The following is a 26,965-nucleotide window of genomic DNA, read 5'->3' as shown; positions in this document are numbered from 1 at the left end:
TAGTCGCCACCACAATGTGAAATGACCTTAGGCAGCCGTGTCACAGATTGTGCCCGAGCCCAACACAATATCGCCCAAACCATCATCAGTCGGTAAATACAGCACGGCAGCCTGGCCACGCGCTACACCGGACAAAGACTCGTGCAGCTCCAGGCGCATGAAATCGGCCTCACGGTCAATGACCGCGCGACACGGCACCACCGAACCATGCGCGCGCACCTGCACCAAGCACTCCAGCTCACCATCCATCGCTGGATGCAGGAATTTCAGCCGGTCTGCACCGATGGTGTGAATGCGTAAGTCTTCGCGCGAGCCCACCAGAACCGTGCCGGTTTCAGCATCAATATCGGTGACATAGCGCGGGCGACCATCCGCAGCCGGAGTCTTAATATCCAGGCCCTTGCGCTGGCCAATCGTATAATTCCAAGCACCATCATGCTCTTTCAGCTGCTCGCCAGAATTCTTGTCGACGATCATGCCAGGGCGCATGCCAATCGAACGGCCCAAAAAAGCCTGCGTCTTCCCGTCCGGGATGAAGCAAATATCGTAGGAATCCGGCTTGGATGCCGTAGAAAACCCGTGGCGGGCTGCTTCTTCTCTGATCTGCGGCTTCGGCGTATCACCAACCGGGAACATGCAGTGCGCCAATTCATCGGCACTGATGACGCCCAGCACATAGGACTGGTCCTTGTTCTGGTCCGACGAACGGCGCATATAGCCGTCGTCGTCGATGGTGGCATAATGCCCGGTGGCAACAGCATCAAAGCCTAAGGCCATGCCCTTTTCCAACAGCGCGCGGAACTTGATTTTCTCATTACAGCGCAAACATGGGTTCGGGGTTTCACCGATCGCGTAGGAATCCACGAAGTCATCAATGACTTCTTCCTTAAAACGCTCGGAAAAATCCCACACGTAGTACGGAATGCCCAGCTTGTCACAAATACGACGGGCATCAGCAGCATCTTCCAACGAGCAGCAACCGCGGGCTTTTTCACGGGTTTGCTGGGCGTCTTGATGCAGAGCCAAATGAACGCCAACTACATCGTGGCCTGCCTCGACCGCGCGTGCGGCTGCCACTGAAGAATCGACGCCGCCGGACATTGCTACCAAAACTCGCATGTTTCATAGTGTAAGCCCAGTGTCAAAGCCGGGCTTAGCTCGAACGTCGACAAGCCCCGTAGAATAGCGCGCTATGGGACGCAAGCGGGCAAAAAATCAGGTGCGGGATACTGACTCCATCGTCGGGCGGTACGTAATCGACACCGGGCATGCAGAAATCAAACCCGATGCCTTCCGCGACAATGGCTTTTACCTCTACGTCAATGGAGTTCCCAGCTCGCACGTCGTTATCGGCGAACCTGAATATTTGGACTTTGCGTACATGCGTTGGTTTGCTGCAGCCATCGAGGATTTTCTTGGCAGGCACGGGCGGGATACCAACCGCCTCCGAGTCACCCACCTGGGCGGGGCTGGCTGTTCCATGGCACGCTATTTAGCATGGCGCTGGCCACAGTCCCGGCATACCGTGGTAGAACTCGATGCCCGGTTGGGCGAATACGTACGCGACTGGTTCGATATTCCGCGCTCACCAACGGTAAAAATCCGGCCCGGCGATGCTGCAGAAGTTACAGCAAGTTTTTCCGCTGAAAGCCGCGATATCGTCATCCGCGATGTATTTTCCGGTGATAGCACGCCGTCGGCGCTCACCACCACGGAGTTTGCACAGCAGGTTTATCAGGCACTGACCCCCGGCGGACTATATCTGGCAAACTGTGGTGCGCGCAGTGGGGTTCACGACGCACGCGCCGAGATTGCGCGATTGCAGGAGATCTTCGCGGAGGTGGCTGTGATCAGTGATGCTGGAACCCTAAAGGGGCGCAGTGGGGGCAATATGGTGCTGGTAGCTACGGATGCACAGCTGCCACAGGCAGGCAGTTCGGCTGCTGACCAATTACGCAGCGTGCTACTGCGTGGAGCAGTCCCTGCGCAGTACCTCGATGCTGACCAGACTCAGAACTGGTCGCGGGAATAGCAGGTTAGAGCTCAGAAACCTTGCGCGCTGTCTCGATGATCTCCGGTAGTTGCTGACAAACAGCATCGATGTCGTCTTCGGTCGTGGTATACCCCAGGCTAAAGCGCAGCGCGCCGCGAGCGCGGACGTTATCTGCGCCCATCGCTTCAAGAACATGGCTTACGCGGTTCACACCAGCTGCACACGCCGAACCAGTCGAGACCGCAACCCCCGCGCGATCCAAGAGCATGATCAGACTATCGCCATCGGTGCCCAAGAAAGACACATGCAGATGCGTCGGCAAAGCAGGCTCCGTCGTGTTAACCACCACATCGTCGATGTGCGCAGTAATAAACGTGCGTAATTTGTCGCGCAGGCGCGCCAGACGGGCAGCTTCACGTTCGTGTTCCCGCAATGATTCCTGCAACGCTGCCGCCAAACCTGCTGCGCCTGCAACGTTGACTGTTCCCGGACGAATCCCGCGTTCTTGGCCGCCGCCAAAATACACCGGTTTCGGCGCCGGAGTGCGCTGAGCCAGCAACAGACCAGTACCGCGCGGGCCACCAAATTTGTGCGCGCTAGCCGCGAGAGTCGTTGCCTGCAACTCATGGAAATTAATCGGCAGCTTGCCGACGGCTTGGACTGCATCAACATGGACCGGAGTGCCCACCGCTGCCGCGCGCTGGGTAATTTCTGCAATCGGCTGAATGCTGCCGACCTCATTATTGGCGTACATACACGTCGCAAGTGCAGCCGGGGTATCTAGCGGCGAAAGATCACACACGCGGGCAGCACCGTCGACCGGTAGATCAACAACCTGCGCTCCACGGCCCGCGAGCATGCCAGCGACATCGCGAACCGCCGAGTGTTCCGCGGCCGGAACGATGATCCGATTGGATTCACTCGCCGCATACAACCCCTGCAGTGCGATATTGTCTGACTCCGTGCCAGAAGCAGTAAAAATCACCTCGATGGGCTCGCAACCCAAAAGCTCCGCGACGGTCTCGCGGGCAGAATCCAGCACGCTGCGGGCCTGCCGTCCCGCCGCATACTGGCCATTCGGGTTCAATGCACCGGAGGCTTCCACCCACGCATCAATCGCTGATTGACGCATGGGTGTTGTGGCAGCATGATCGAGATAAGTCATAGACCCCAGCCTAGCTGCTAGCTCAACGCGTGCCAGCGCCATGTGAGGATTAGCTGCGTGCGCGGGCTTGCAATTCCGCAGTCAAAGCCGGCGCGATCTCGTGCAAATCGCCTACCACGCCTAAATCGGCGACGCTAAAGAACGGCTCATCGGCATCCTGGTTGACGACGATGATGTGCTCCGCGGTCTGCATACCCACCAAGTGTTGAATCGCTCCGGAAATACCGACACCGATATACAGCTTCGGGCTCACAGTCACACCCGTCTGGCCAATCTGGTGGGCAGGCGCATACATACCATCATCGACGGCATCACGGGTAGCGCCAACTGCAGCACCCAGGCTATCGGCAAGCGGCTCTATGACTTCGGCGAAATTCTCCGCGGAACCGACACCCCGGCCACCGGCAACAATGTTTTTCGCCTGCAGCAGATCTGGGCGATCCCCCTTGACAGCCGGAGTAAACGATTCCACGCGAACCTCGTTGTCGGCAGCACCATCCACCGAGAATTTCTCGACGATGCCCGCGCCCTTCGCCGGGCTAGCCTCGGCGTCGACAGCACCCGGGCGCAGGCTATAAAGCGGACAATCGCCTTCGGCTTGGGCGAGCACCTCAACCGAACCGCCGAAAATCGAGTGCACGGCTGAACCATCGGCATTGATTCCGACGACGTCGGCAAGAATCCCGGAAGCCAAGCGCGCACCCAACCGGCCGACGATTTCATTGCCCGCAGAATTCGCGGAGACCACGATCGGCGCCGGGTCCGCAGCAGCAAGCGCGCTCAGCGCTTCCACCTCTGGCATAACCAATCGCTGGTCATAATCTGCGACTTCCGCACAATAAATCTTTTCCGCACCGGCGCTGGCCAGTCCGTCGACAAGTCCGTCGCAACTGCCCGGTGCACCCACGGCAACCGCGCGAACCGATCCCAGCGCACGAGCTGCGGTAAACAGTTCTTGCGTTACCGGGCTAATCTGCCCATTTTCGTGTTCTACCAGCACATACACGTGTGACATAGCAGTGATACTCCCTCAGTCGCGTCGTTAAATAAGGTTGTTTTCGGCCAAGTAGTCGGCAATCTGGCGGGCCTGCTCTTCCGGGCTACCGGAATCAATCACAGCACCGGCGGTTCGCGGTGGGCGCTTTTTATGCTCGAGTACCCGCGTGGTCGCATTCTCGCCGCCAACCATATCCGCATCCAAGCCAATACCAGCAATGTCGACGGTGGTAATCTCGTGCTTTTTTGCTTGGCGCAAGCCTTTAAACTTCGGGAAACGTGGGCTTGCGGATTTATCTGTCACAGTAACCAAAGCAGGAAGGTTCGCCGAGAGCTGCCAGGTGCCACGGTTATCTTCGCGGGTTGCGGACACGGTGTCACCGTCGACAGAGAGCTCATGCACCGCTGTCAACGCTGGAATCTCCTGGAATTCTGCCACCAACCCTGGCACCGTACCGGTGGAGCCATCAGAGGAATAATTACCGCCAATGATCAACTGCACGTCGTCAATCGACTCCAATGCGCTGTGCAGGGCAAATGCGGTTCCTAGCGCATCGCTGCCCCCCAACGCCTCATCGCTCACGTGCACGGCATCGTCGGCACCCATCGCGATGGCTTTTCGCAGGGCTTCTTCGTGGTGTGCTGGGCCCATGCTCAGCGCAACCACCTGGTATTCGGTACCTTGCTTGCCTGCATCCTCCCGAATGCGCAGCGCTTGTTCCACCGAAAACTCGTTAATTTCATCGACGATCACATCGACGGATTCCCGATCCAAGCGAGCATCATCGCGTAGGGTTTTCGTGGACCAGGTATCCGGCACAGTCTTCACCAAAACCACGATGGTGGGCATTTTCTGCCACCTACCTTTCTTTGCCATTTCGTGCGTCAACGAATCAAAAGCGCACGTTATCTATTTCGTGTATGTCGTTTGTTCCGTTTATTACGGTGTCTCAGACCACCGAACGCAACTGTACCACTCAGTCTAGTTTTCTTAGACAGATCGGGACAGTTTAGATTCATGCCGTCTCACACCATCCTGCCAATACGATCTTCCGGTTGGTACTCCAAGAATTCACGATACGCCGGATCCTGCCAACCTTTCCCGACGATCGGATGAATGACGGTATCGCGCGCCATCTGCATCACATCGGCCACCGTCGCGCAATCAGCGAGTTTGCGCAGCTGCGCCCACGTAGGCAAAACAAAACGCACCAAACCTGCGCGCCAGCCGTCGAGAAGCAACTGTGGCGAAAACCAATTCGCGTCCTCAGCTTCCCCGCCCGGGTCTGGTGCGGGACACTGCCCGTCCGGCACACGCGCGACAAAGGAAAACGTATCGAACCACAATTGCGTACGATCCGACTTTCCAACCCACCGAGCCCATGGAAGCAGCAAATCCGAGCGCACTTTGAGATCATGCTCCTGCATCAAATCTGACAACGCAATCTCGTGCGATTCCAAGCGGCGCCGCGCATAATCATACGGAGCCACATTCGCGATCGGGGCACCGTCGCCATGCACCGCCAACAACGCGCCGGATTCTTCGAACAGCTCACGCACCGCAGCAAAAACCAGCGCATGTGCCTTATATTTATTGGTCTCCATCCGCCGCGCCAACGACACCGCCGACGGGCCACACCAATGCTCACCGGAATTCCACGATCGGGCGGGGAAATCGCGGTGATCCACCCCACCGCCCGGAAAAACCGTGATCCCCGGGAAATTCCGCATCGTGGACACGCGCTCTTGCGCAAATACCTCGAGGCCCTGCACGCCATCCCGGACCAATAGCACGGTGGCTGCCAGCCGCGCCCCCTGATAACCCGTCATATCTTCCGGGTTAATGGCATCCACCTGATCGGATTGGTGCTGGCAATGAAACTGCGAATGTGCAGGAAAATCCGGCATTATTGTGTCACCTCGCTGCTACTAGCCTGCGCGGTGCGAACCACGGCCCCGGCGAGCACGCCGGGCGAAAAAGCGCGAACCCAACCGGTCCACCTGAATCGGCTGGTGGAAAGCTTTCGTCAGATTTTCGGAGGTCAAAACGTCGTCAAGCAAACCTTGGGCGACCACCTCTCCCTCATCCAACAACAGTGCGTGGGTAAAGCCTTCCGGAATCTCTTCCACGTGGTGGGTAATCATCACAATCGCTGGTGCATCCGGGTCCATCGCCAGATCCCCCAAATACCCAACCAGATCCTCGCGTCCGCCCAAGTCCATTCCGGCTGATGGCTCATCGAGAATCAACAACTCCGGGTCAGTCATCAACGCACGGGCCAGCAGCACACGCTTGCGCTCACCTTCCGACAGCGTGCCCCAAGTGCGTTTCATCAGGTGAAACGCACCCACCTGGTCCAAAATATCGTAGGCCCGCTCGAAATCGAGCGATTCATAGTCTTCGCGCCAGCGCCCCAAGACCGCATATCCAGCCGAAACCACCAGGTCGTCGACACGCTCACCAGCCGGGATCCGATTCGCTAACGCTGCAGAAGAAATACCGACCATCGCGCGGACATCGCGCATATTGGCGGCACCAAATTTCTCCCCCATCACAAACGCTGTTCCCGCTGACGGGAATTCCTCCGCTGACGCCATACGCACCAACGAAGTCTTTCCAGCGCCATTCGGCCCGATGATTACCCAGCGCTCGTCTAACTCGACCTGCCAATTAACCGGCCCCACCAACGTATTCCCGCCACGGCGCAAGGCGACATCGCGGAAATCAATGAGCAAATCCTCGCTGGTAGTAGGCTCTGTGGCTCCGGACGTAGAAGTCATAATCTCAATCGTCTCTTTCTTGACGTTTCTCACGCTATGCAGACAAAACCGGTTACTTTGAAGCCCACAACAGGGCCCTAGGCTCATCGGCTCTGTCCGTCGGCGCTGGTCTCGGTGAGGTTCCACCTACTAGCTTAAAGCACTCACTTACCGAGCTTTAGAACAACGCACTCGCTAGATCAGTACGCGCCTGTTTCACCCGCGGGTCTGCTGGATCAAACAACTCAAACAAAGAAATCACGCGGGTACGCAGACGGTTTTTATCATCACCAGCAGTGGTTTTCATCGTAGAAATCAGCCGGGCAAACGCCTTTTCCGGAGCTCCAGCCAAGACTTCCGCATCGGCCGCGTCGAGTTGCTTGTCGACGTCATCCGGAGCCTCATCTGCCTCTGCGACGGCATCACCACTGCGATTCGCGGGGTCGAAGCGTTCGATAACTTCGACTGTCTTGCGCGCCACACTGGCTTGTTGATCAGCTGGATCATCGGCCAGAATCGCGTCGTAGTGCACGCGAGCCTGCGCATAATCGCCCGCCGAAAGCGCTTGTTCGGCAGCGTCATGGCGCGGATCCACACCCGCATCGGCCATATCGTCGTTACCCGCACCCTGGGCGGGATCAACAATAGGCTGCGAAGGACCAGACAACTTCGGGCCAATCTGTTGGATGAGTGTCTCAACCCACTGCTGTAAAACCTCGGCTGGCTGAGCCCCTTGGAACTGTGTCAACGGCTGCCCTTGCCCCAAGGCGACCACCGTAGGCACCGCATCCGCACGAAATGCCTGTGCGATGGCTGGATTCTTATCAGCATCCACATAACCAAAAACTACTTTGCCGAGTGCGGCATCGCCGACGACGAGTTGTTCGAAATTCCGCTTCATCTCATCAGATTCCGCCGCGCGGGACGTACCCAACAGCACGACAACCGGCACCTCAGTCGAACGCCGAACCACATCAGCCTCGAAGTTCTGATCAGTAATCTCAAAATAAGCCGAGATAGTCCCGCCAGCCGGTTCTGCGGCACCGGAATGCCCAGGCTGTTGACCTCCAGCTGCCTGTGGCCCCGACTGGGCGCGATTTTTTAGCTGCTCCAAATCTACCGCTGAGGCAGCAAATCGAGCTGGTTCGTGGCCAGGCTGCCCCGGTTGCTGTGGATGAGTCATCGAAGTTGTGTCCTCCTAGAAAAGCATTGACGCATTGATTTTCTATTGTGTCGATTAATGCGATGTTTTTATGCAAGGTGCTTTTATGAAAGGTGACGGTTTACAGCCTCAACTTTGGCGCTAAGGCCATTAGTTACACCTTTTCTAATATCCGCCTTGATCACAAGCGAAACCCGCGGCGAAACTGCTTCCACCGCAGCCGTCGCTTTCTTCACGACGGCAAAAACTTCGTCCCAGTCGCCTTCCACGAGGGTAAACATCGAATTAGTCTCATTCGGCAGACCTGATTCGCGTACTACCCGAACCGCCTCGGCAACTGCTTCCGACATTTCGCCGGTTTCATTCGTGGTCGTGGGTGCAACAGAAAAAGCCACAATCATAGAATCTAGGCTACCTGTTTTACCAATGATGCTTCGTCTGAAGGTGTCACCAGAACGAGCTTTCTACAACGCTGTGATCCTCGACGTTGCAGGCAACAGTGTTAACGCTGTTGTTAACGCTGTTGCCAACAACGGGAATGCCAATGGCGGCGGTCGTCACCTTGACCACCAGAATCGCGTGGCCATGCAACAATGTGCGCCACACCCGGTGGAATATCAACGTTACAACCAGGGCACACATAGTATTTCACCGCACGAACTGCCGCGATCTGCCGGTATTCGTAAGGTCTGCCGAAATCCCAACTCGGGCCTTCTGTCACTTGGGTGCCAAATAGCGATCCGCCATCGGAAGGAATGCTCGAAGGCGAATACTGTGCCCGTCGTGCTTTCCCAGCCTTTTTTCCTTTCGCACCCCGACTATGTCCGTACGCACCGCGTCGTTTTTTCGCGGCCATTTAAAACAACCGCAATTCATTAGGCTCGAGACCACGCAGTTGTTGATAATCCAACGTCACACATCTAATTCCGCGATCACGAGCTAAGGTTTTGGCTTGCTCTTTTATTTGCTGAGCAGCAAAAATTCCGTGCACCGGCGCTAGCAAACTGTCTCGATTCAACAGTTCCAAATATCGCGTGAGCTGTTCTACGCCGTCGATACCACCGCGGCGTTTAATCTCCACGGCAACGGTCTCACCATCGGCGTTACGAGCCAGAATATCAACCGGCCCGATTCCCGTGGGGTATTCCCGCCTCACAAGAGAGTAACCATCGCCAAGCGTCGTGATGTGCTCAGCAAGCAGCTCTTGTAAGTGCGCCTCGACGCCATCTTTGACCAGCCCTGGGTCCTCCCCAAGCTCGTGGTTCGTGTCATGGTGGATTGCATGAAGAGTGATACGCAGTTGCTCACCCTGCGGATTTTCTACCACCCATAGTTTTTCTTCTGTGTCGTCACCGTCGATATCGGTGATCGCGGATTCAGTCAGCGTGCATGGCGAGGTCATCCAGTTCAACGGCTTATAAGCGCGATTATCCGCATGCACCGACACGGAACCGTCAGCCTTTACCATGATAAGACGGTCTGCAGCAGGCAAGTGGGCATCCAATCTGCCGACATAATCGACAGAACAGTGGGCAATCACTAAACGCATGCCCACTACCCTAGCGCAGCGTACAGTACGCCAGCACAGTCAGCGTATTATTTACGCGATTGCTGTGGCTTTGGCGCCGTGCGTTCTTGACGGCTATCTGGTGCAGATTCCAACCAGGATGTAATCGCCATAGCCGCAGAAGTATCGACAGCCAATTCAAAATGATCGTCCGCCGTCGAGACTTCCAGCACCTGCAAGTCTGGAGACATAAAAGAACCCTCGGCATCTGTGACCGAACGCTGACGGTGAAGTGTCAATTCTTTGCGTTCAAGTACCACATCTGCAGAGGGTGATAAGGAGCGAAGTTTATACATGTTGAGCTGCTGGCCATTGCACACTACTCGGCCATGCCGCCAGCCATGCGTCCCTTTCGCTGGGAGCCGACGAGCGATAACGGCGTTTCCTTTAGATCGCAGCGTGAAAAATTTCCATGCGGCCAATCCTGCGACAATTACCAGCGCTACTAGTCCGCATAATGGTAAAAAGCTACCCATAAAATCCTGCATTAAGCTGCCACCTTAACCAACAGAAGAGATTTCGGATTATCTTAGTACCTGCCAAGGTATTTGTGAAATATTTCTACCAATTCACAAGGAACCCGCTGCGACCGCCTGTCAGAAAACCGGCGTGCCAATATCGAGTACTCCGAGACGATAGAAAGGCTGCGGAAGAGCGTCCGGGATTCCCCGAATAGACCGAGGTGAAAACTATACGCAGAAAGGCCCTTCCCGAAACATTCGGGAAGAGCCTTTCTGCTGGTTTTATAGCCACCTAACTAGCAATGATAGTTAGGCCCGGGCGCAAACCGTAGTAATCTGAGAAGCTTAAATCATCTCCATGCGGCGCTGTGCGCGCCGAGCGGTTGTACCGTGCGCACGCACATACTCGTCGTCAGAAACTTCATATTCTTCGATAACCGAAGAATCCAGCTCATCGGAGGTAATCGCCCAGTCTGCCAGTACAGTTACCTTTTCCTTGGATACGGACAAGAAACCGCCCTGTACGCCGAAGACGACGCGTTCGCCGTTGGACCCGGTGATGGTAACCACACCGTTGTCCAACAACTCACCGAGTAGGGGTTGGTGCCCAGGCAACACGCCGAGCTCACCATCGGTGGTCTCAGCAGTGACCATGGTGGCCTGGCCTGACCAAAGTTTACGGTCGACCGCGACGAGTTCCACGGTGAATTCAGCCATGTGTGTCGCCTACTTCCTACTTCTCGTTCATCTTCTTGTACTTTTCCTCGACGTCGTCGAGACCACCCAAGCCGTCAAAGGCCATTTCTGGGTAGTGGTCGAACTCGCCATCGCAAATGCGCTCGAAAGCGTCGATGGTGTCTTCCAGAGGAACAGTCGAACCCGGCAAGCCTGTGAACTTCTCAGCAACGTAGAAGTTTTGGCCCAAGAAACGCTGAATACGACGGGCACGTTGAACGGTGACCTTATCTTCCTCGGACAGCTCATCCATACCCAAGATGGCGATGATGTCTTGCAGTTCCTTGTTCTTCTGCAAAATGTTGATCACGCGCTGAGCAATTGCATAATGGCGCTCACCAACGATGCCTGGCTCCAGGATACGAGAGGTCGACGACAATGGGTTCACGGCTGGGTAAATACCCTTGGAAGCAATCGAACGATCCAACTCGGTAGTTGCATCCAAGTGCGCGAATGTCGTCGCTGGGGCTGGGTCAGTGTAGTCGTCGGCAGGAACGTACACAGCCTGCAAAGAGGTGATCGACTTACCACGAGTCGAGGTAATACGCTCCTGCAGAACGCCCATCTCGTCGGCCAAGGTTGGTTGATAACCCACAGCAGATGGCATACGGCCCAGCAGGGTCGAAACCTCGGAACCAGCCTGGGTGAAGCGGAAGATGTTGTCAATGAACAACAGAACGTCCTGGTTTTGGACGTCACGGAAGTATTCCGCCATGGTCAGGCCGGACAGGGCTACGCGCATACGAACCCCTGGCGGTTCGTCCATCTGACCGAAGACAAGCGCGGTGTCTTGCAACACACCCATCTCCTCCATTTCCAGGAAGAGGTCAGTACCCTCACGGGTGCGCTCGCCGACTCCAGCGAACACGGAGGTACCGGAGAAGTTTCGGGCAATACGGGTAATCATTTCCTGAATCAGCACGGTCTTGCCGACACCAGCGCCGCCGAACAGGCCGATCTTGCCGCCTTTCACGTAAGGCGTGAGCAAGTCAATGACCTTGATTCCGGTTTCCAGAATCTCGGTTTTGCCTTCCAATTCGTCGAATGGTGGCGGATCGCGATGGATTCCCCACTGTTCGCCGTCGCGGCCCAAGCCTGGTTCGTCCAAGCACTCACCGAGTGCGTTGAACACGTGGCCCTTCACACCGTCTCCAACCGGAACGCTGATTGGGCTGCCAGTATCGGTCACCTCGGCACCACGGACGAGTCCGTCGGTCGGAGCCAAGGCAATGGTACGGATCAGGTTATCGCCGAGGTGCTGTGCAACCTCAAGCGTGATGGTCTTGGCGACTGCCTCGAGGGTGACCTCGACAGTCAGCGCGTTATACAGAGCAGGCATCGCTCCACGCGGAAATTCCACGTCGACGACCGCACCGGTGACGCGCACGACGCGGCCGGTAGCGTTCGCGCTACCTTGCTGCGTGTTCTGCTCATCAAGAGCTGTAGTCATGATTTAGTCACTTTCTCCGCTGCCGGCAAGCGCACCAGCGCCACCGACGATCTCGTTGATTTCCTGGGTAATCTGTGCCTGACGAGCCTGGTTAGCAACACGTGACAGGTCATTGACCAAATCCGTAGCGTTGTCCGTCGCGGCTTTCATTGCCGTACGACGTGCGGCAGACTCAGCAGCCGATGCTTCCAGAAGCATTGCGTACAGAATACGCGAGACGTACTTCGGGAGCAGGGATTCCAGCAATGCTTCTGGATCCGGCTCAAATTCCATCTGTGCTTCGGTGTCACCATGCGTGGTGCTGAAATCTTCATCGATGACTTCTTCGTCCTGATAAACAGGCTCAATGGGAAGCAGTTGATGAACGTTGACTTCTTGGACGAGCATCGACTCGAACTCAGTGTGTACAACGTGAACTGAATCGAATCCGAACAAGTCCTCGTCTTCAGCGACGTTAACTCCGTCGCGGTGCGGCGCAGTGCCCTCTGAGCTGGCTTGGAACCCCTCGATGAGATGCTGACGCATATCATGGGTGGCTTCCATGCTTGGGTCTTGGGAAAAACCGGTCCACTGTCCAGCGATGTCGACGCCACGGAATTGGTAGAAATCAACTCCCTTACCACCGGCAACATATCGCTTGACCTCATAGCCTTTTTCCTCTAGAAGCTTCTCAAGCTCGTTGGCACGTTTCAGCACGTTGTAGTTATAACCACCACACATGCCGCGATCCGAAGTAATGACCAATACTGCAGCAGTCTTCACGTTCTCGCGCGGCTGCAACATTGGGTGCTCCAACGTTGTTGCTGATGCCAAACGCTCCATAACCTCTTGCATCTCGTCGGCATAAGGCTGGGCTTCTTCGACACGTGCCAAGGCCTTGTTGATGCGCGAGGTGGCGATCATTTCCTGCGCTTTAGTGATCTTCTTCGTAGAGTTCACTGACCGAATACGGTCGCGTAATTCGCGAAGAGTAGCCATGGTTTCCTTCCCTCCCTTCTTTCCTTATCTCGAAGCAATCAGAGTAACTAAGCAAGTTACTTCTTGACGCTCTTACGGGAGACGTTGAGCTGGTTCTTCTCCACTTCGGACTCTTCCAAAGCTTCCTCGTGGTTGTCGATCACAGGCTCACCCGAGGTGGTCTGGAAACCCTTAGCGAATTCTTCATTCGCGTTACGCAAAGCTTCCTTGGAGTCATCGTCCAGTGGCTTACCGCCTTGAATCTGCTCATAAACCTGAGGAACCTCACCCTGCAGGTATTCGTGCAAATCTGTTTCATAACGACGAGTGTCTTCCACTGGAACGTTATCGAAGGCGCCTTCAGAAGCCAGCCAGATCGAAACGATCTGGTACTCCACGTTCTGAGGACTGGACTCAGGCTGCTTCAGAAGCTCAACCAGTCGTTGACCGCGGTCAAGCTGCTGCTTGGACGCTGCATCGAGGTCAGATGCGAAGGTAGCGAAAGCCTCGAGGTCGCGGTATGCGGCCAAGTCCAGACGCAGGTTACCAGCAACCTTCTTCATACCCTTGGTTTGTGCTGCACCACCGACACGAGAAACAGAAATACCGACGTCGATAGCTGGGCGCACGCCCTGGTTAAACAGATCCGACTGCAAGAAAACCTGACCGTCGGTAATCGAAATAACGTTGGTCGGGATGAAGGCTCCGACGTCGTTAGCCTTGGTCTCGATAATCGGCAGAGCCGTCATCGATCCAGCACCAAGTTCATCATTGAGCTTCGCAGCACGCTCCAGCAGGCGAGAGTGCAAGTAGAAAACGTCGCCTGGGTAGGCTTCACGTCCTGGTGGACGGCGCAGCAACAGGGAAATCGCACGGTAAGCTTCGGCCTGCTTGGTCAAGTCATCGTAAATGACCAGAACATGCTTACCTTCGTACATCCACTGCTGGCCCAAAGCAGCGCCAGAAAATGGTGCCAACCATTTGAAGCCTGCAGCATCGGATGCTGGTGCGGCAACAATGGTGGTGTACTCCAGAGCACCGTGTTCTTCCAGTGTGCGACGAACACCGGCGATGGTGGTGCCCTTTTGACCAACTGCGACGTAGATGCACCGAACCTGCTTATCCGGGTCGCCGGATTCCCAGTTTTCCTTTTGGTTCAGGATGGTGTCGATACACAGAGCAGTCTTACCGGTCTTACGGTCACCAATGATCAGCTGACGCTGACCACGGCCAATTGGAGTCATCGCGTCGATAGCTTTAATGCCAGTCTGCATTGGTTCTTCGACCGGCTGACGGTCCAAGACGCCGGCAGCCTGCAGCTCGAGCGCGCGCTCTTTATCAGATTTGATGTCACCCAGGCCATCGATTGGCTGGCCCAGGGGGTTAATTACGCGGCCAAGAAAATCTTCGCCGACTGGGATGGACAGTACTTCTCCGGTCCGCTTAACCTCATCACCTTCAGCCAGTGATTCGAAGTTACCCAAAACAACGACACCAATGGAATCTGTGTCGAGGTTCTGCGCGACGCCAATAACGCCGCCAGGAAACTCCAGGAGCTCATTCGCCATCACGGACGGTAGGCCAGAAACGTTGGCAATACCGTCGGCTGCCGAAATGACCACGCCGACCTCCTCACGGGAGGCCGTCGCGGAATAGCTCGAGGTGTAGTTCGCAATCGCGCTACGGATCTCGTCGGAGGAGATCGTTAGCTCCGCCATGTTCTTCCTGCTCTCGGTTGTGTTTTTCAGCAATTACTTAACAAAGATCGTCGGTACGTGACAACGTGCGCACGATGGTTAACCGGCTGCTAATGCTGTGCGCATGCGCTCCAGCTTTGCTTTAGTCGAACCATCAATGACTTCGTTGCCAACGTGAATGCGCACGCCACCGAGGATGTTGGCATCAACCTCATTGTGGATGGACATCCGGTGATCATAAATAGAGTGAAGCTTCTCTGCGAGCACCGCGGACTGCACACTGGTCAAGTCTCCAGCGCTGACTACACGAGCGATTCTATACCCGCGTAATTCGGCTGCTTGTTCAGCGAGAGCCACAAGATCGCTAGCGGGATCTTTTTCGATCCTGCCCACGGCCTGTAGCGCAAGTGCTTCACTAAACATCGTGACGTTCTTACCTTCGAGGAGTCGAGCAAGCAGTGAGCGTCGTTTCGAAACTTCTACTCGGCGATCGGAAAGCAGCATCGAAAGCTCGCCTTCTCGATGGAGTACGCGAGACAACGCGAACAATTCTTGTTCTACGCGCTCAAGTTGATTGTTGTTCTCCGCGCCGCGCAAAATGATGCGACGTGCTGCAGCAACCAAACCGACCCGCAGATCGCGTGGGTTTGACCAACTCAGCTCAACCGCTCTTTTCACAACAGTCAACGCGCTCGCGGCTAGGTGCTTGGAAAACACTTCGTCCGCTAACGCGACTCGTTGTTCAGAAGGGGCTGCATTGTTGGCAAGCGCAACGCGCAAGGGCCGATCGCCTTCGATCGCTTCGACGACCTCGAAGATTTCTAAACCGGTCTGCGAGTCAACTTCGACGGCATTAGTCGACTGAGACGATGTCTCGTCAACAACTGCAAACAATTGCTGCAGTGCTTCGCGGCTCGCTGCTTTCATGCTTGCCTACTTCCTTGCGGCTGGTGCCACGTTGTCGAGTTCGGACAAGAACGAATCTACGGTGCCGGACTGCTTAGTAGCATCCGACAGCTCAGTACCGAGCAATCGCTCGGCCAAGTTAATCGAATTCTGTCCCAGATCGGAACGCAGATCCGCAACAACCTGTTCGCGGTTTGCAGAAAGCTGTTTATTTCCGGCTTCAATGATACGAGCAGCTTCTTCTTCAGCTTTCGCTTTGTGCTCTGCTTCTATCTGCTCGCCACGCTTACGTGCGTCCTCACGGATAGACGCCGCTTCAGCACGTGCATCGGCCAACTGTGCGTTGTACTTTTCTAACGCAGCTTTTGCTTCAGCCTGTGCAGCTTCAGCGCGGTCCATTCCGCCCTTGATCCGGTCCTCACGCTCGTCGAGGACTTCTTGGAACTTCGGGATCACAAATTTTGCGAAGAGGAAGACGACAACTGCAAGCGGAATGATCGACCAGACGATGTCGTAGTTCGCAGGCGTGAGGAGCGAATTGCCACCTTCGAGTGGCAATTCCTCTCCATGCTCCGCAAGCAAATAAGTGACGTTCATAGGCTCTCCAGTCTTAAAAAGTGTGGTGTGGTTTCCGCGCTCTTTTTAGAACAGGAAGCCTGCAACGAGGCCGATAAGGGCAAGAGCCTCGACGAAGGCGATACCAAGGAACATCGTGGTGCGCAGCTGGCCGGCCATTTCTGGCTGCCGAGCCATACCTTCTACGGTCTTACCAACCAGGATACCGATACCCAAACCAGGTCCGATGGTTGCCAGACCGTAGCCGATGGCGCCCAGCTCGATGGAGGACTCAGTTGCCTGTGCCAAGATGATCTCGTTCATGTGAAAGTCAATCCCTTTCGTGGTTCTCGGAAATGGTTACCGAGAGTGTAGTTGCTGTGGGGTTATGTAATTAGCCGCGTGGTTCGCGAGTTTGTCAGTGTGCGTCTGCGTGCAGGGACAATTCGATATACACCGCAGTCAGCAATGCGAAGATGTATGCCTGCAAGAAGATAATAATGACTTCGTACAGGGTAAACAGGATCGCTGCCAATACCGTCACACCGGACATTGCCGTCCAACCATTAAGCTGCCAGAAGAAGAAGTTAGTGGCGCTGAACAGCAGTACCAAAATGATGTGGCCTGCAAGGAAGTTCGCCATCAAACGCAGTGCCAGCGTGATCGGACGCAGGATGAACGTCGAGAAGAATTCGATCGGCACGACCAGAAGGTGCAGCAATGGTGGCAGGTTCGGGATAACCACCGAAGACTTCACGAATTTACCGAAACCGTAGCGTTTTGCACCGGCATAAATCATGGTGACATAAGCCAGCAATGCAAGGGCGATCGGCATTCCGATACGTGCGTTTGCGGAGATGTTCAGACCCGGAATGATCGTCGAGACGTTCATGAACAAAACCGAGAAGAAGATTGCTGCCAGAATTGGCAGGAACCGCCTACCCTCTTTTTTGCCCAGAATGTCTTCCGCGATATGGATCCGAACGAAATCCAGCGCGTACTCCATGACGTTCTGCAAACCTGAAGGAACCAGCTTGGGGCTCCTAAAGGCGACGAGGAAGACCACCAGCATGATCGCCAACATGAGAAGGCGGACCAGCATCAAGCGGTCTAGCGCGAACCAACCACCCAAGAAATCATCAAGGATGATGTGGCCATAGTATTGCCCCGGGAAAAATTCTGGGTCCAGTTCAGGCGAGTGGAACTCACCTCGAAAGGCCATAGTTGTAACGCTCAGCGTTCTCTCCCGTGTTCGGGCCGCATGAATTACTCATACGGTGCGATGGACGTCTTCAAACTCGCTGCCATTACCACGGACTCCGTCGCACATCAGCGCGGTAACAGCAGGGGAAACAGCGCAGCATTTCAGTCACACCCTTACAGTTTCCTGTGAAAGGCGCACCACTATTGCGGTTACCCGTGCAGTATACTATCAGCGTATTTCGATTCTGTCGCCTCGTGGGGGTGAATTTTTCTTTATATAGTTCTAGCTGCTTAAATGACAGCTTATTTTTAGACAAAAACAATCAGTTGTTTTCTTGCGCCGAAGGCTTTCTATAGGCAGAACATTTTCACCTGAGTCATACCACCCTGGTTAATCCTGAAGGTGGAATTTCCAGCGCCAATTGTGTGAGTCCTTATCCCACAAAGGTTACTTTCGAGGTCACAATTGCCCAGACCTCTGTCCCCAATGTCAGTACTAAGACCACCACGACTGTGACGAATAGAGATACCGTGTGGTAGAAATCCAAATCCCGAATAGCAAACAGCACGATAACCAGGACGACGATTTTGAGCAGCCAACTGCCCAAGACCACAGCCATCGTCGTTGCAGGCGTGCTGCGCGAAGTCAGCAAAACACTCACGGCAGTGAACAGAACGAAGCTTCCGCCAATTGCTGCACCCAAAACCACACCTGACAAACCAGGTAGTCCAGCTGCCGCTCCCCAGACGACGAGTGAGATTAGAGTCGCGATGATTAAGGCACGGGAGCCTAATTTCAGTCCCCGCCTAAGCGGCAACGAATGATCCTCATATGGTGACACCGACTCACCGACGTCGTCGCGTGTGGAAGATTCGTGTGCAGATTCATTTGGGCTAGTCATGGATTTCCTGTTCATTATTGATAATTAGCAACGTAAAAACGTAGAAATATAGTTGACGCTAAAAAGGCGGCTGGTTAGTCACGAACTTCAATGGTGGTTCGCTTCGTCCAATCTTTCCCGCGCGCAGCGGAATCATTGTGACAACCCCAGCGGCGAGTAGCGCGAGGACTGTTCCGCCAAGCGCCAGCCATGCCGGTACGACCGAAAAACTCACTGCTCCAAATGCCACCACGGCCACCCACAAATAAAGTACCAACACGGTACGACGATGTGTATGGCCCAATGACAACAATCGATGATGAATATGTTGTTTATCCGCTGCCATGGGCGATTGTCCGCGCGCTAACCTGCGGACCACGGCAAGAATCAAGTCTAGAACTGGAACAAATACGGCAGCCAAAACCACAATGAACGGAGATATTAGCGCCAGAATATCCGCTGTCCCGTATAGTGCCATATTAATTTTTCCGCTTGCCGAGGTCGCTGCAGCAGCCAATAGCGTACCGATTAGCATTGAACCTGAATCCCCCATAAAAATCCGAGACGGTTCAAAGTTATGCGGCAAAAAGCCCGCACAGATCCCAACTAGACCGGCGGCGATGATCGCAGGAGGATAGGCTGAAACTGCCCCACCCTGGTCATAGAGAACGGTAAGCGAGAAAACCAGAATCGCACCGCCTGCGATCATTCCAAGTCCAGCTGCTAATCCGTCAAGGCCGTCAACGAAATTCATTGCGTTAATGAGCATAACTGTAAAAAATACAGTCAAGACCAGCGACTGGACTTGATCAAGCACTACAGTCGTGCCGTCGCCAATCGGCAGAAACAGCAGAGTCCACGTCAATCCCAACATGCTCATGAGGCTGGCAGCAACTATTTGCCCGACTAGTTTGACGATTGCACTAAGGTCAAACAAATCGTCGAGTACGCCAACCAGCACAATCGCGAACGCTGACCAGAGCACTGCTGTCATTTCTGGAGTCACCGGCATAAATCCGCGATTCAGGGCAGGCAATTGCATTGCCAGCGCGACAGCAAGCAAAAAACCACTGAACATCGCTACTCCACCCAACCGGGGCGTCGGTTGAGTGTGCACATCCCGCGCTCGAACTTCTGCGATACGGCCAGAGCGCACCATGACGCTGCGGATTGCGCCGGTCACCAAAAACGTGACCACGGCTGCCACTAAGAGCACCAGCCCAAGTTCGCGTAAGGGAATTCCTGCTGCACCCATTAGTTATTCTCTCTGCGTAGCGCCTCCGCCGGCAGTTCAAGTACTTCCGCAATACGTTCCGTGCTAATCGCGCCTTCTCGCAAAACCACCGGGTGTGGTCCAGAAAGATCAACAATGGTGGACGCCTCGCCTACCGGAGATTCACCGTTGTCCAGATACACCGAGACGGCGCGGCCTAATTGTCTTTCAGCCTCGGTAACGGATGTGGGTGATTTTTGCCCAGAGATATTCGCAGACGATACCGCCATAGGGCCGACCTCTTGCAAAAGGTCAATCGCCACCGGATGCAATGGCATGCGAAGCATCACAGTACCCCGGGTATCTCCTAAATCCCATGGTAACGATGGGGCTTGGGGCACGATCAGGGAAAGACCACCAGGCCAAAATGCTTCGATCAATGTTTTCATGCGCTCAGGAAATTCACGGACCAACCCTTGTACCGTCGCCCACGATCCCACGAGCACGGCAATTGGCATGTCGCGGCCACGTTGTTTCGCGGCAAGCAACCGGGCAACCGCATCATTATCAAAAGCGTTACAGCCCAAGCCATAAAGCGTATCCGTGGGCATGACAACCAGTTCCCCAGCCCGCGCAGCGGCGGCTGCTGCTGTGACGCCAGCCGTACGCTGAGAATTATCATCGCAGGAGTACGTGGTGCTCATTTCCGGTCCTCGCAGCCCTTCCTCATTTTCGAACCCATTATCCCTGTGGTTTTCATGTCGCCGGTGCTTGGCACCAACGAGATCATGCGATTATTTTACGCTCGTATTCATGCCGAGTAGCCAGTGTGTACATCGACGTCATCGTTTCGAGGCCGTAACGAACCGATTTCGGCCAGTTAGATCCATCAATGGTTGCACATCGTACAGCTCTGGTTCTGTCTTGATTACTTCTTGCACCTGAACGGAAGTCGCGTCATCGTGCTCAATCCCTACCGCGCCACCAGGACGCAATAGCCGCGAGACCTGCGGTCCAAGCTTGTTGATGATGTCCATCCCGGTCGCCCCCGCAAAAACTGCATCGTCTGGATCTGCATAGACTTCTGGGTCCAACGAATCATCACGCGGAACATAAGGTGGGTTACACACGATGAGATCGACCTTGCCTGTCAGTTCCGCAAGCAGCATAGGGTCAATCACGTCCCCGCGGACTATGTTGTAGTGGATACCGTGTTGAGCGTGGAGATTTAATCGGTTCTTGTCCGCCCACTCGAACGCTCGCTGCGCATACTCCACCCCAATGACCTGTGCATGCCGAACTTCATACGCAATATATGCTGCTAAAGCTCCGCTGCCGGTGCAGAGATCCAACACAGTTGGGCGAACGATACCAGAGTTAAGCTTTTCCACAGCCCAATGCGCAAGCACCTCGGTCTCCGGCCGCGGAACGAATACCCCGGGCCCGACCAGAATCTCGAGGGGGCCAAACGGGGCCGTGCCGACGATATGCTGCAACGGCTCACGGCCTTCACGGCGTTCGATTGCAATCAGCAGCCCTACCGGGACGGGTTCACGCAGGTGCAGGAATATCTCAGTCGCAGGCACCCCAAGGTAGTGCGCCGCAAGCAATCGTGCCTCACCTGCAGCATTAGTAATGCCAGCTTCCTGGAAGCGACGCGTGGCGTCGCGAAGCACCTCGTGGAGCACCGACTGATTTTCCTGTACCTGCACCGAATACACACCGCAGCCTATTTAGCCTCGAGGCGTTCTGCGCGTTCTTGTTCCTGCAAGGCCTTAATCAGGTCGTGCATGTCACCGTTCAACACGCTATCCAAATTGCTGGCCTTATAACCGATACGGTGGTCCGCAATGCGGTTTTCCGGCCAGTTATAGGTACGGATACGCTCAGAGCGGTCCATTGAACGCACCTGCGAAGCACGCTGTTCACCAGCTTCTTCATCGGCTTTTTCGCGCTCAATCTGATCCAAGCGCGCCTGCAATACCTGCATGGCACGAGCCTTATTCTGGATCTGGGAACGTTCCTGCTGGCACGTCACTACCAGTCCCGTCGGCAAGTGCGTAATACGCACAGCCGAGTCGGTGGTGTTCACGCCCTGGCCGCCCTTACCGGAGGAACGGTAGACATCGATACGCAGATCTTTTTCGTTGATATCGACGGATTCGACCTCGTCAGGCTCCGGGTACACCAACACGCCCGCGGCGGAAGTTTGGATACGTCCCTGAGATTCGGTGACCGGGACACGTTGCACGCGGTGCACGCCACCCTCATACTTGAAAAACGCCCAAGCACCGTCGCGACCAGGGTTTTTCGCGCGGAAAGAAATCGTCATATCTTTCACACCACCTAGATCAGACTCATTCAGCGCCAGCACGTTCCAGGCAAAGCCCGCCTTATCAGCAAAACGCTCGTACATACGGGCGAGGTCCGCAGCGAACAGCGCAGCTTCTTCTCCACCTGCACCGGCTTTGATCTCCATGATGATGTCTTCGGCATCCTGCGGATCACGTGGCGCCAGCAAATCAGCCAGCTTCTCTTGCAGCTGCTCGACCTGGTCCGCTAGCTCATCAGCTTCCGATTGGAAATCATGGTCCTCATAGGCCATCTCACGCGCAGCTTCCAAGTCTTCTTGGGCGGCCGTTAGCTCTTCATAGGTGAGCATAATTGGGCGCAGCTCAGCATATCGCTTCGATAACTTGCCGAATTGCGCCTGGTCACCAGCGATCGACGGATCCGACATCTGAGCTTCGATGCCGCGGTATTCGGAGACGACATCGTCGACAAGCGATACCTCATTAGCCATGAATTAATCCTCTTCTTCAAGCGCCGCGGCCATCGGAGCAGACGACGCAACCTGCATCAAGAATTCGCCATTCGAATTCGTCTTCCGCAGCTGCTTGATCAACAGATCGATAGCCTGGTGCGAATCCAACGCCGACAGGATACGGCGCAATTTCGTCATGATGCGAGCTTCTTCGGGAACCAACAGCAGCTCGTCCTTACGCGTACCTGACGGGTTGACGTCGACGGCTGGGAATACGCGGCGCTCGGAGATCCCGCGGTCCAGCTTAAGCTCAGCGTTACCAGTACCCTTGAATTCCTCGAAAATCACGGTATCGCCGGTAGAACCGGTTTCCACCATCGCAGTGGCAATGATCGTCAACGAACCGCCATCTTCGATATTGCGGGCAGCACCCAAGAAGCGCTTCGGCGGGTACAACGCGTTGGAGTCAACACCACCGGACAAGATGCGGCCCGAGGCTGGTGACGAGTTGTTATATGCGCGTCCCAGACGAGTGATCGAATCCAACAGGACGACGACATCCTGGCCTTGTTCGACTAAGCGCTTAGCACGCTCAATAGCGAGCTCAGCAACCGCGGTGTGCTCTGACGGTGGACGGTCGAACGTCGAGGCAATGACTTCACCATTGACGTTTCGCTGCATATCCGTGACTTCCTCGGGGCGCTCGTCGACAAGCACGACCATCAGATAGCACTCTGGATTGTTCGTTGAAATCGCGTTCGCGATGTTTTGCAGGATCGTAGTCTTACCCGCCTTTGGTGGGGATACGATCAACGCGCGCTGACCTTTACCGATCGGCATGATCAAGTCGATCACGCGGGTGGTCAAGATCTTCGGCTCAGTTTCCAAACGCAACCGCTTATTTGGATACAACGGGGTGAGCTTGCTGAATTGCGGACGCTGCTTGGCTTCTTCTGGGTGCAAACCGTTGACGGTCTCCACGAAAACCATCTGGTTGTACTTTTTGCGGTTGCGACCTTTGCCGTGCGACTGTCCACCACCGGTCATTTTCACCTTACCGGTGAGGTAATCACCGGTACGCAAATGGAAACGACGCACCAGGTTGGTGTTAACGAATACGTCCAGCGAACTTGGGCGGTAGCCGGTGGTACGCAAGAACGCAGTGTTACCGTCAACGACTTCCAAGATGCCGGCAACTTCCTGCAAGCCGTTGTTGCGGCCATCGTTGTTGTTACGGTTGTCGCCGCCACCCCGGTTGTCATTGTTGCCCCGGTTATCCCGTGGGCTCCGATTATCGCGGTTATCACGGCTGTCGCGGTTGTCACGATCATCCCGACCGCCACGTGGCCCCCGATTGCGTTGTTCCCGGTCACTGCGATCGGAACGCTCAGCGTGCTCATCGTGGGCAGCAGAATCTGCGGCATCATCTGAAGCACCCTGGTCACCCGCGTTATCGAAGTTCTGCTCTTGCTCACGGTGCTGGTGCTGCTTGCTATCGCTCAAGCGACGAACCCGCCGACCACGACGCCCGCGACGGGTATTTCCGGCCTGACGCTGCTCATCATTACTCTCAGGCAGCGACTGCGCATCATCAGCACCAGTTTCAGTGCGATCCGCTGTGGCATCCTGCTCGCTACGCTGCTCGTGCGCGTTCCGGACCTCACTATTTCCGGAGTTGTTTTGGTGTTCTTCGTTCGCACGTGCTTTGACACGAGCGCGCCGTGCACGTCGAGCTGCTGCTGGCGATGGGGTATCGTCGCCAAGGTTTTCTGCTGTTGGACGTGACTCATTCGACCTTTCTGATGAGCGCTCTGTGTAGCTCTCGGTCACGCCTTGCTGCGCATCGTCCTGCACGTCGCGCACATTCGTGTCGGACTCACCAGACGCAAGGCGTGCCGCGCGCTGAGCTAGCATCTCAGACTTCTTCATCCGCGGCAGCGGCTTCTCCGTGGATTTACGCGGAACCTTGCCTGTTTCAATAGCCATGATCAGCTCGCCCTTGCGCAGAGCAGTGATGCTTTTCAACCCCTTCTCGATAGCAAGCTCCCGGAGTTCAGGAAGCTTCATGGAGTAAAGATCTGGGTTGTCCGTTGTGCTCACGGATATCCTTTCGCGTCGTTTTTCGCGTAACTGAGGCTGCCCCGTGGATTCGGGTTGCCCGGCTACAGCCCTGCCTGTGCTGCGCGAAGCACCTCGTACGGCAAAGAGTACGAACTTGCTATTGCTGCAGATCGCGTCCGTCGTCAAGCAATCCACTCGCAGCTGCGCGCACAGTCACAGCACTGCAACTGTAAATAAAGGGTGAAAGTCTCATTACGAAATATTCAGCATGTACCTACTCCGGCACACGCCCCAATAACGACTGATGCAAGTAGTAGTTGGTTTCACAAACCCTACTGTGACACCGCGCCATCATTTTCGTGAGACTTTAGAATAATCGCCTAGACAATTCGCGGAAAGCTCACGTCCTTGCCTATCGATTTCCCTTATAGTGTAGCGCACTTCTAAAAGATTCCCCAGTTCTCCCCCATCGTGGCAAGGCCCGTATTGCAACCGAGGTTGCGTGGCTAGGGCTGTACGATCGCCGACGCTAAAATCAGAATTATGCTCTCGACGATGCAGGACCTGCCCCTGTCCGTGTCCCGAATTCTGGAATACGGCCGCAGCGCGCACGCCACGACGAAGGTCACCACCTGGTCGCCCGACGGACCACAGGAAACTAGCTTTCGTGCAATCGCTGCCCGCGCCAGTGCTTTTGCGCACGCTCTGCACAACAGCCTGGGTATTACCGGTGATCAACGTGTGGGTTCGTTGCTCACTAATTGCGCAGAGCATCTTGAAGTCATGTTCGCAGTCATGTCGAAGGGCGCGGTCTTTGCTCCACTGAACAAGCAGCTCATGCTTGATCAGCTTATCCATATTGTCAACCACAGCCACACGGAAATCCTCGTCGTCGATCCGCGCATGATTGACCTGGTGCGTGATATCACGACACAAACCCCGTGCGTGCGAGTAGTCGCCTTCATCGGCTTGCCCACTCCCCACGAGCTTGCCAAATACGCGGAAATCCTGCCGCAGCATATCGAGATCCATTCCTATGAATCTTTGCTCGATGGCCAACCTACTACTTACGACTGGCCGGAGGTCGATGAGCACGAAGCCACAGCACTGTGTTATTCCACAGGAACCACAGGCGCGCCGAAAGGTGTCGTGTATTCGCACCGCGCGATTTATCTGGCGGCGTTGCAGCTGCGTACCACGGATTCCATTGCAATTACCCACGGTGAATCATTCCTATGTGGCATACCTATTTATCACGTGCTGTGTTGGAGTGTTCCATTTGCCGCGTTTCTTTCGGGTGCGCCGTTAGTGCTTCCCGACGCCGATACCTCGGCACCCACCCTCGCGAAAATCATCGAAGCGACCCATCCCCGTCGTGCTAATGGCGTGCCGACGCTGTGGATCCAACTGATCGTGCATTACTTAAAATACCCACCAGAGCGCATGTCTTTGGTGGAGATTTTTGCCGGCGGCTCCCCTGCGCCACCTTCTTTGATCAAGATTTGGGAAGAACACTACGGTGTCGATGTCGTGCACGTGTGGGGTATGGCAGAAACCACCACCATCGGAACTGTCTCCCGTCCACCATCAGGTGCTTCGGGCGAAACCCGCTGGGGATATCGCATTTCGCAGGGCCGCTTCCCTTCGATGTTGCAATATCGAGTCGTCAACGACGGCGAGATCGTCCCCAACACCGACCGAAACGAAGGCGAAATTCAGGTTCGCGGCAACTTGGTGACCGGTTCTTATTTCCGCTCCGTCGCAGAAAACGATGAAGGGGCAGCGACGGAATTTCGGGGTCATGACGTCTCCGATGACACTGACGCGGTACAGAATAAATTTACTGACGACGGCTGGCTGCGCACCGGTGACGTCGGCTCGATTACCGCAGACGGATTTTTGACAGTCTCCGACCGCGCCCGCGATGTCATCCGCTCCGGTGGCGAATGGATTTATTCCGTCGGTCTCGAAAACATGGTCATGGCCTCGGACAAGGTCGTCGAATGCGCCGTCATCGGCTATCCGGATGAAAAGTGGAACGAGCGCCCATTGGCGGTCACCGTCTTGCATACTGATATCCCACGAGACCAGGAAACCGCCAACGAGTTGCGTAATTTCCTCCGCGAATCATTGCCGAATTGGATGACACCCGAATACTGGGCTTTCGTCGATTCCATCGATAAAACCTCCGTCGGCAAGTTTGACAAAAAAGACCTCCGCGAACACCTGGAGGCAGGCCGTTTAGACATCATTGCCCTACCTGGCCCAGGTGAGGATTCCGCGCACGCGGATGCCGCCGCCCCCACGGATTCCACGGATTCCACGGATTCCACAGAAACGGCCTCCAGCACCGATTCCACGGAGGACGCACCATGATCAGCCCCGCTACCGAATTCAATGTTTCTGCATTCATTGTTTCTGTCACGCACGGTTACTAAA

General features: G+C 55.3%; 27 protein-coding genes. 2 read left to right on the top strand and 25 right to left on the bottom strand.

Features of this window, described 5'->3' with window-relative positions; translation table 11 throughout:
• Positions 1–27: 27 nt before the first annotated feature.
• The gene (gene mnmA, locus ACP8MI_RS04495) at positions 28–1,119 is read right to left on the bottom strand and encodes a tRNA 2-thiouridine(34) synthase MnmA (protein WP_049148169.1); all 1,092 of its coding nucleotides are present in this window, start codon (positions 1,117–1,119) and stop codon (positions 28–30) included.
• Positions 1,120–1,192: 73 nt separating this feature from the next.
• On the opposite strand from mnmA, the gene ACP8MI_RS04490 reads away from it, so the two are divergent.
• Positions 1,193–2,032: a spermidine synthase gene (locus ACP8MI_RS04490; protein WP_490290716.1), complete on the top strand. Its 840-nt coding sequence runs from the start codon at positions 1,193–1,195 to the stop codon at positions 2,030–2,032.
• 4 nt (positions 2,033–2,036) lie between these two features.
• On the opposite strand, the gene ACP8MI_RS04485 is transcribed toward ACP8MI_RS04490, so the two are convergent.
• The 24 genes from ACP8MI_RS04485 to rho all read right to left on the bottom strand — a co-directional run bounded on the left by ACP8MI_RS04485 (position 2,037) and on the right by rho (position 24,565).
• The gene (locus ACP8MI_RS04485; RefSeq protein WP_049148171.1) at positions 2,037–3,158 is read right to left on the bottom strand and encodes a cysteine desulfurase family protein; all 1,122 of its coding nucleotides are present in this window, start codon (positions 3,156–3,158) and stop codon (positions 2,037–2,039) included.
• Positions 3,159–3,207: 49 nt separating this feature from the next.
• The gene (locus ACP8MI_RS04480) at positions 3,208–4,173 is read right to left on the bottom strand and encodes an electron transfer flavoprotein subunit alpha/FixB family protein (RefSeq protein WP_049148172.1); all 966 of its coding nucleotides are present in this window, start codon (positions 4,171–4,173) and stop codon (positions 3,208–3,210) included.
• Positions 4,174–4,200: 27 nt separating this feature from the next.
• Positions 4,201–5,004, bottom strand: coding sequence for an electron transfer flavoprotein subunit beta/FixA family protein (locus ACP8MI_RS04475; RefSeq protein ID WP_049148173.1), 804 nt, complete (start codon positions 5,002–5,004; stop codon positions 4,201–4,203).
• Between the two features lie 176 nt (positions 5,005–5,180).
• Positions 5,181–6,062, bottom strand: a complete 882-nt coding sequence (locus ACP8MI_RS04470) for an NUDIX hydrolase (RefSeq protein WP_049148174.1) — start codon at positions 6,060–6,062, stop codon at positions 5,181–5,183.
• Between the two features lie 21 nt (positions 6,063–6,083).
• Positions 6,084–6,935, bottom strand: coding sequence for an ABC transporter ATP-binding protein (locus tag ACP8MI_RS04465; protein WP_018120026.1), 852 nt, complete (start codon positions 6,933–6,935; stop codon positions 6,084–6,086).
• A gap of 157 nt (positions 6,936–7,092) precedes the next feature.
• Positions 7,093–8,097, bottom strand: a complete 1,005-nt coding sequence (locus tag ACP8MI_RS04460; RefSeq protein ID WP_049148175.1) for a tetratricopeptide repeat protein — start codon at positions 8,095–8,097, stop codon at positions 7,093–7,095.
• 83 nt (positions 8,098–8,180) lie between these two features.
• Positions 8,181–8,477, bottom strand: a complete 297-nt coding sequence (locus ACP8MI_RS04455) for an MTH1187 family thiamine-binding protein (RefSeq protein ID WP_049148176.1) — start codon at positions 8,475–8,477, stop codon at positions 8,181–8,183.
• A gap of 113 nt (positions 8,478–8,590) precedes the next feature.
• Positions 8,591–8,833, bottom strand: coding sequence for an Rv1322 family protein (locus ACP8MI_RS04450; RefSeq protein WP_082150504.1), 243 nt, complete (start codon positions 8,831–8,833; stop codon positions 8,591–8,593).
• 99 nt (positions 8,834–8,932) lie between these two features.
• A complete protein-coding gene (gene nucS / locus ACP8MI_RS04445; protein WP_018120022.1) occupies positions 8,933–9,625 on the bottom strand; it encodes an endonuclease NucS in 693 nt (230 codons plus the stop codon).
• A gap of 47 nt (positions 9,626–9,672) precedes the next feature.
• Positions 9,673–10,131 (bottom strand): DUF2550 domain-containing protein, encoded by a 459-nt coding sequence (locus ACP8MI_RS04440; RefSeq protein WP_236588364.1) that lies wholly within the window; start codon positions 10,129–10,131, stop codon positions 9,673–9,675.
• Positions 10,132–10,449: 318 nt separating this feature from the next.
• Positions 10,450–10,821 carry a F0F1 ATP synthase subunit epsilon gene (locus tag ACP8MI_RS04435; protein ID WP_126843891.1) on the bottom strand — a complete coding sequence of 124 codons (372 nt, stop codon included), beginning with the start codon at positions 10,819–10,821 and terminating at the stop codon, positions 10,450–10,452.
• 16 nt (positions 10,822–10,837) lie between these two features.
• Positions 10,838–12,289, bottom strand: coding sequence for a F0F1 ATP synthase subunit beta (gene atpD / locus ACP8MI_RS04430; protein ID WP_049168400.1), 1,452 nt, complete (start codon positions 12,287–12,289; stop codon positions 10,838–10,840).
• A gap of 3 nt (positions 12,290–12,292) precedes the next feature.
• The gene (locus ACP8MI_RS04425) at positions 12,293–13,267 is read right to left on the bottom strand and encodes a F0F1 ATP synthase subunit gamma (RefSeq protein WP_018120018.1); all 975 of its coding nucleotides are present in this window, start codon (positions 13,265–13,267) and stop codon (positions 12,293–12,295) included.
• Between the two features lie 56 nt (positions 13,268–13,323).
• A complete protein-coding gene (gene atpA / locus ACP8MI_RS04420) occupies positions 13,324–14,997 on the bottom strand; it encodes a F0F1 ATP synthase subunit alpha (RefSeq protein ID WP_081604909.1) in 1,674 nt (557 codons plus the stop codon).
• Between the two features lie 45 nt (positions 14,998–15,042).
• A complete protein-coding gene (locus tag ACP8MI_RS04415; RefSeq protein WP_249606465.1) occupies positions 15,043–15,870 on the bottom strand; it encodes a F0F1 ATP synthase subunit delta in 828 nt (275 codons plus the stop codon).
• A gap of 6 nt (positions 15,871–15,876) precedes the next feature.
• A complete protein-coding gene (locus tag ACP8MI_RS04410; RefSeq protein WP_018120015.1) occupies positions 15,877–16,446 on the bottom strand; it encodes a F0F1 ATP synthase subunit B in 570 nt (189 codons plus the stop codon).
• 45 nt (positions 16,447–16,491) lie between these two features.
• Positions 16,492–16,728, bottom strand: coding sequence for an ATP synthase F0 subunit C (locus tag ACP8MI_RS04405; RefSeq protein ID WP_018120014.1), 237 nt, complete (start codon positions 16,726–16,728; stop codon positions 16,492–16,494).
• Between the two features lie 94 nt (positions 16,729–16,822).
• Positions 16,823–17,626, bottom strand: coding sequence for a F0F1 ATP synthase subunit A (gene atpB, locus ACP8MI_RS04400; RefSeq protein ID WP_249606464.1), 804 nt, complete (start codon positions 17,624–17,626; stop codon positions 16,823–16,825).
• Positions 17,627–18,041: 415 nt separating this feature from the next.
• Complete coding sequence (locus tag ACP8MI_RS04395; RefSeq protein WP_126843889.1) at positions 18,042–18,509, bottom strand: Cg1360 family ATP-synthase-associated protein; 468 nt, start codon at positions 18,507–18,509, stop codon at positions 18,042–18,044.
• 58 nt (positions 18,510–18,567) lie between these two features.
• A complete protein-coding gene (locus ACP8MI_RS04390; RefSeq protein ID WP_018120011.1) occupies positions 18,568–19,743 on the bottom strand; it encodes an MraY family glycosyltransferase in 1,176 nt (391 codons plus the stop codon).
• Positions 19,743–20,405, bottom strand: a complete 663-nt coding sequence (locus tag ACP8MI_RS04385) for an L-threonylcarbamoyladenylate synthase (protein WP_239211621.1) — start codon at positions 20,403–20,405, stop codon at positions 19,743–19,745. Before ACP8MI_RS04385 ends, ACP8MI_RS04390 begins: the two co-directional genes overlap by 1 nt.
• 138 nt (positions 20,406–20,543) lie before the next feature.
• Entirely contained in the window at positions 20,544–21,422 is an 879-nt protein-coding gene (gene prmC / locus ACP8MI_RS04380; protein ID WP_239211618.1) for a peptide chain release factor N(5)-glutamine methyltransferase, read from the bottom strand.
• An 8-nt stretch (positions 21,423–21,430) separates the two neighbouring features.
• Positions 21,431–22,504, bottom strand: a complete 1,074-nt coding sequence (prfA, locus tag ACP8MI_RS04375) for a peptide chain release factor 1 (RefSeq protein ID WP_018120008.1) — start codon at positions 22,502–22,504, stop codon at positions 21,431–21,433.
• 3 nt (positions 22,505–22,507) lie between these two features.
• Complete coding sequence (gene rho / locus ACP8MI_RS04370) at positions 22,508–24,565, bottom strand: transcription termination factor Rho (RefSeq protein ID WP_144736654.1); 2,058 nt, start codon at positions 24,563–24,565, stop codon at positions 22,508–22,510.
• A gap of 504 nt (positions 24,566–25,069) precedes the next feature.
• On the opposite strand from rho, the gene ACP8MI_RS04365 reads away from it, so the two are divergent.
• Entirely contained in the window at positions 25,070–26,902 is a 1,833-nt protein-coding gene (locus ACP8MI_RS04365) for a long-chain fatty-acid--CoA ligase (RefSeq protein ID WP_249606462.1), read from the top strand.
• Positions 26,903–26,965: the final 63 nt, after the last annotated feature.

It is taken from the genome of Corynebacterium sp. LaCa_70 (genome assembly GCF_058182015.1).
This window is presented reverse-complemented; position numbering and strand designations above follow the sequence as displayed.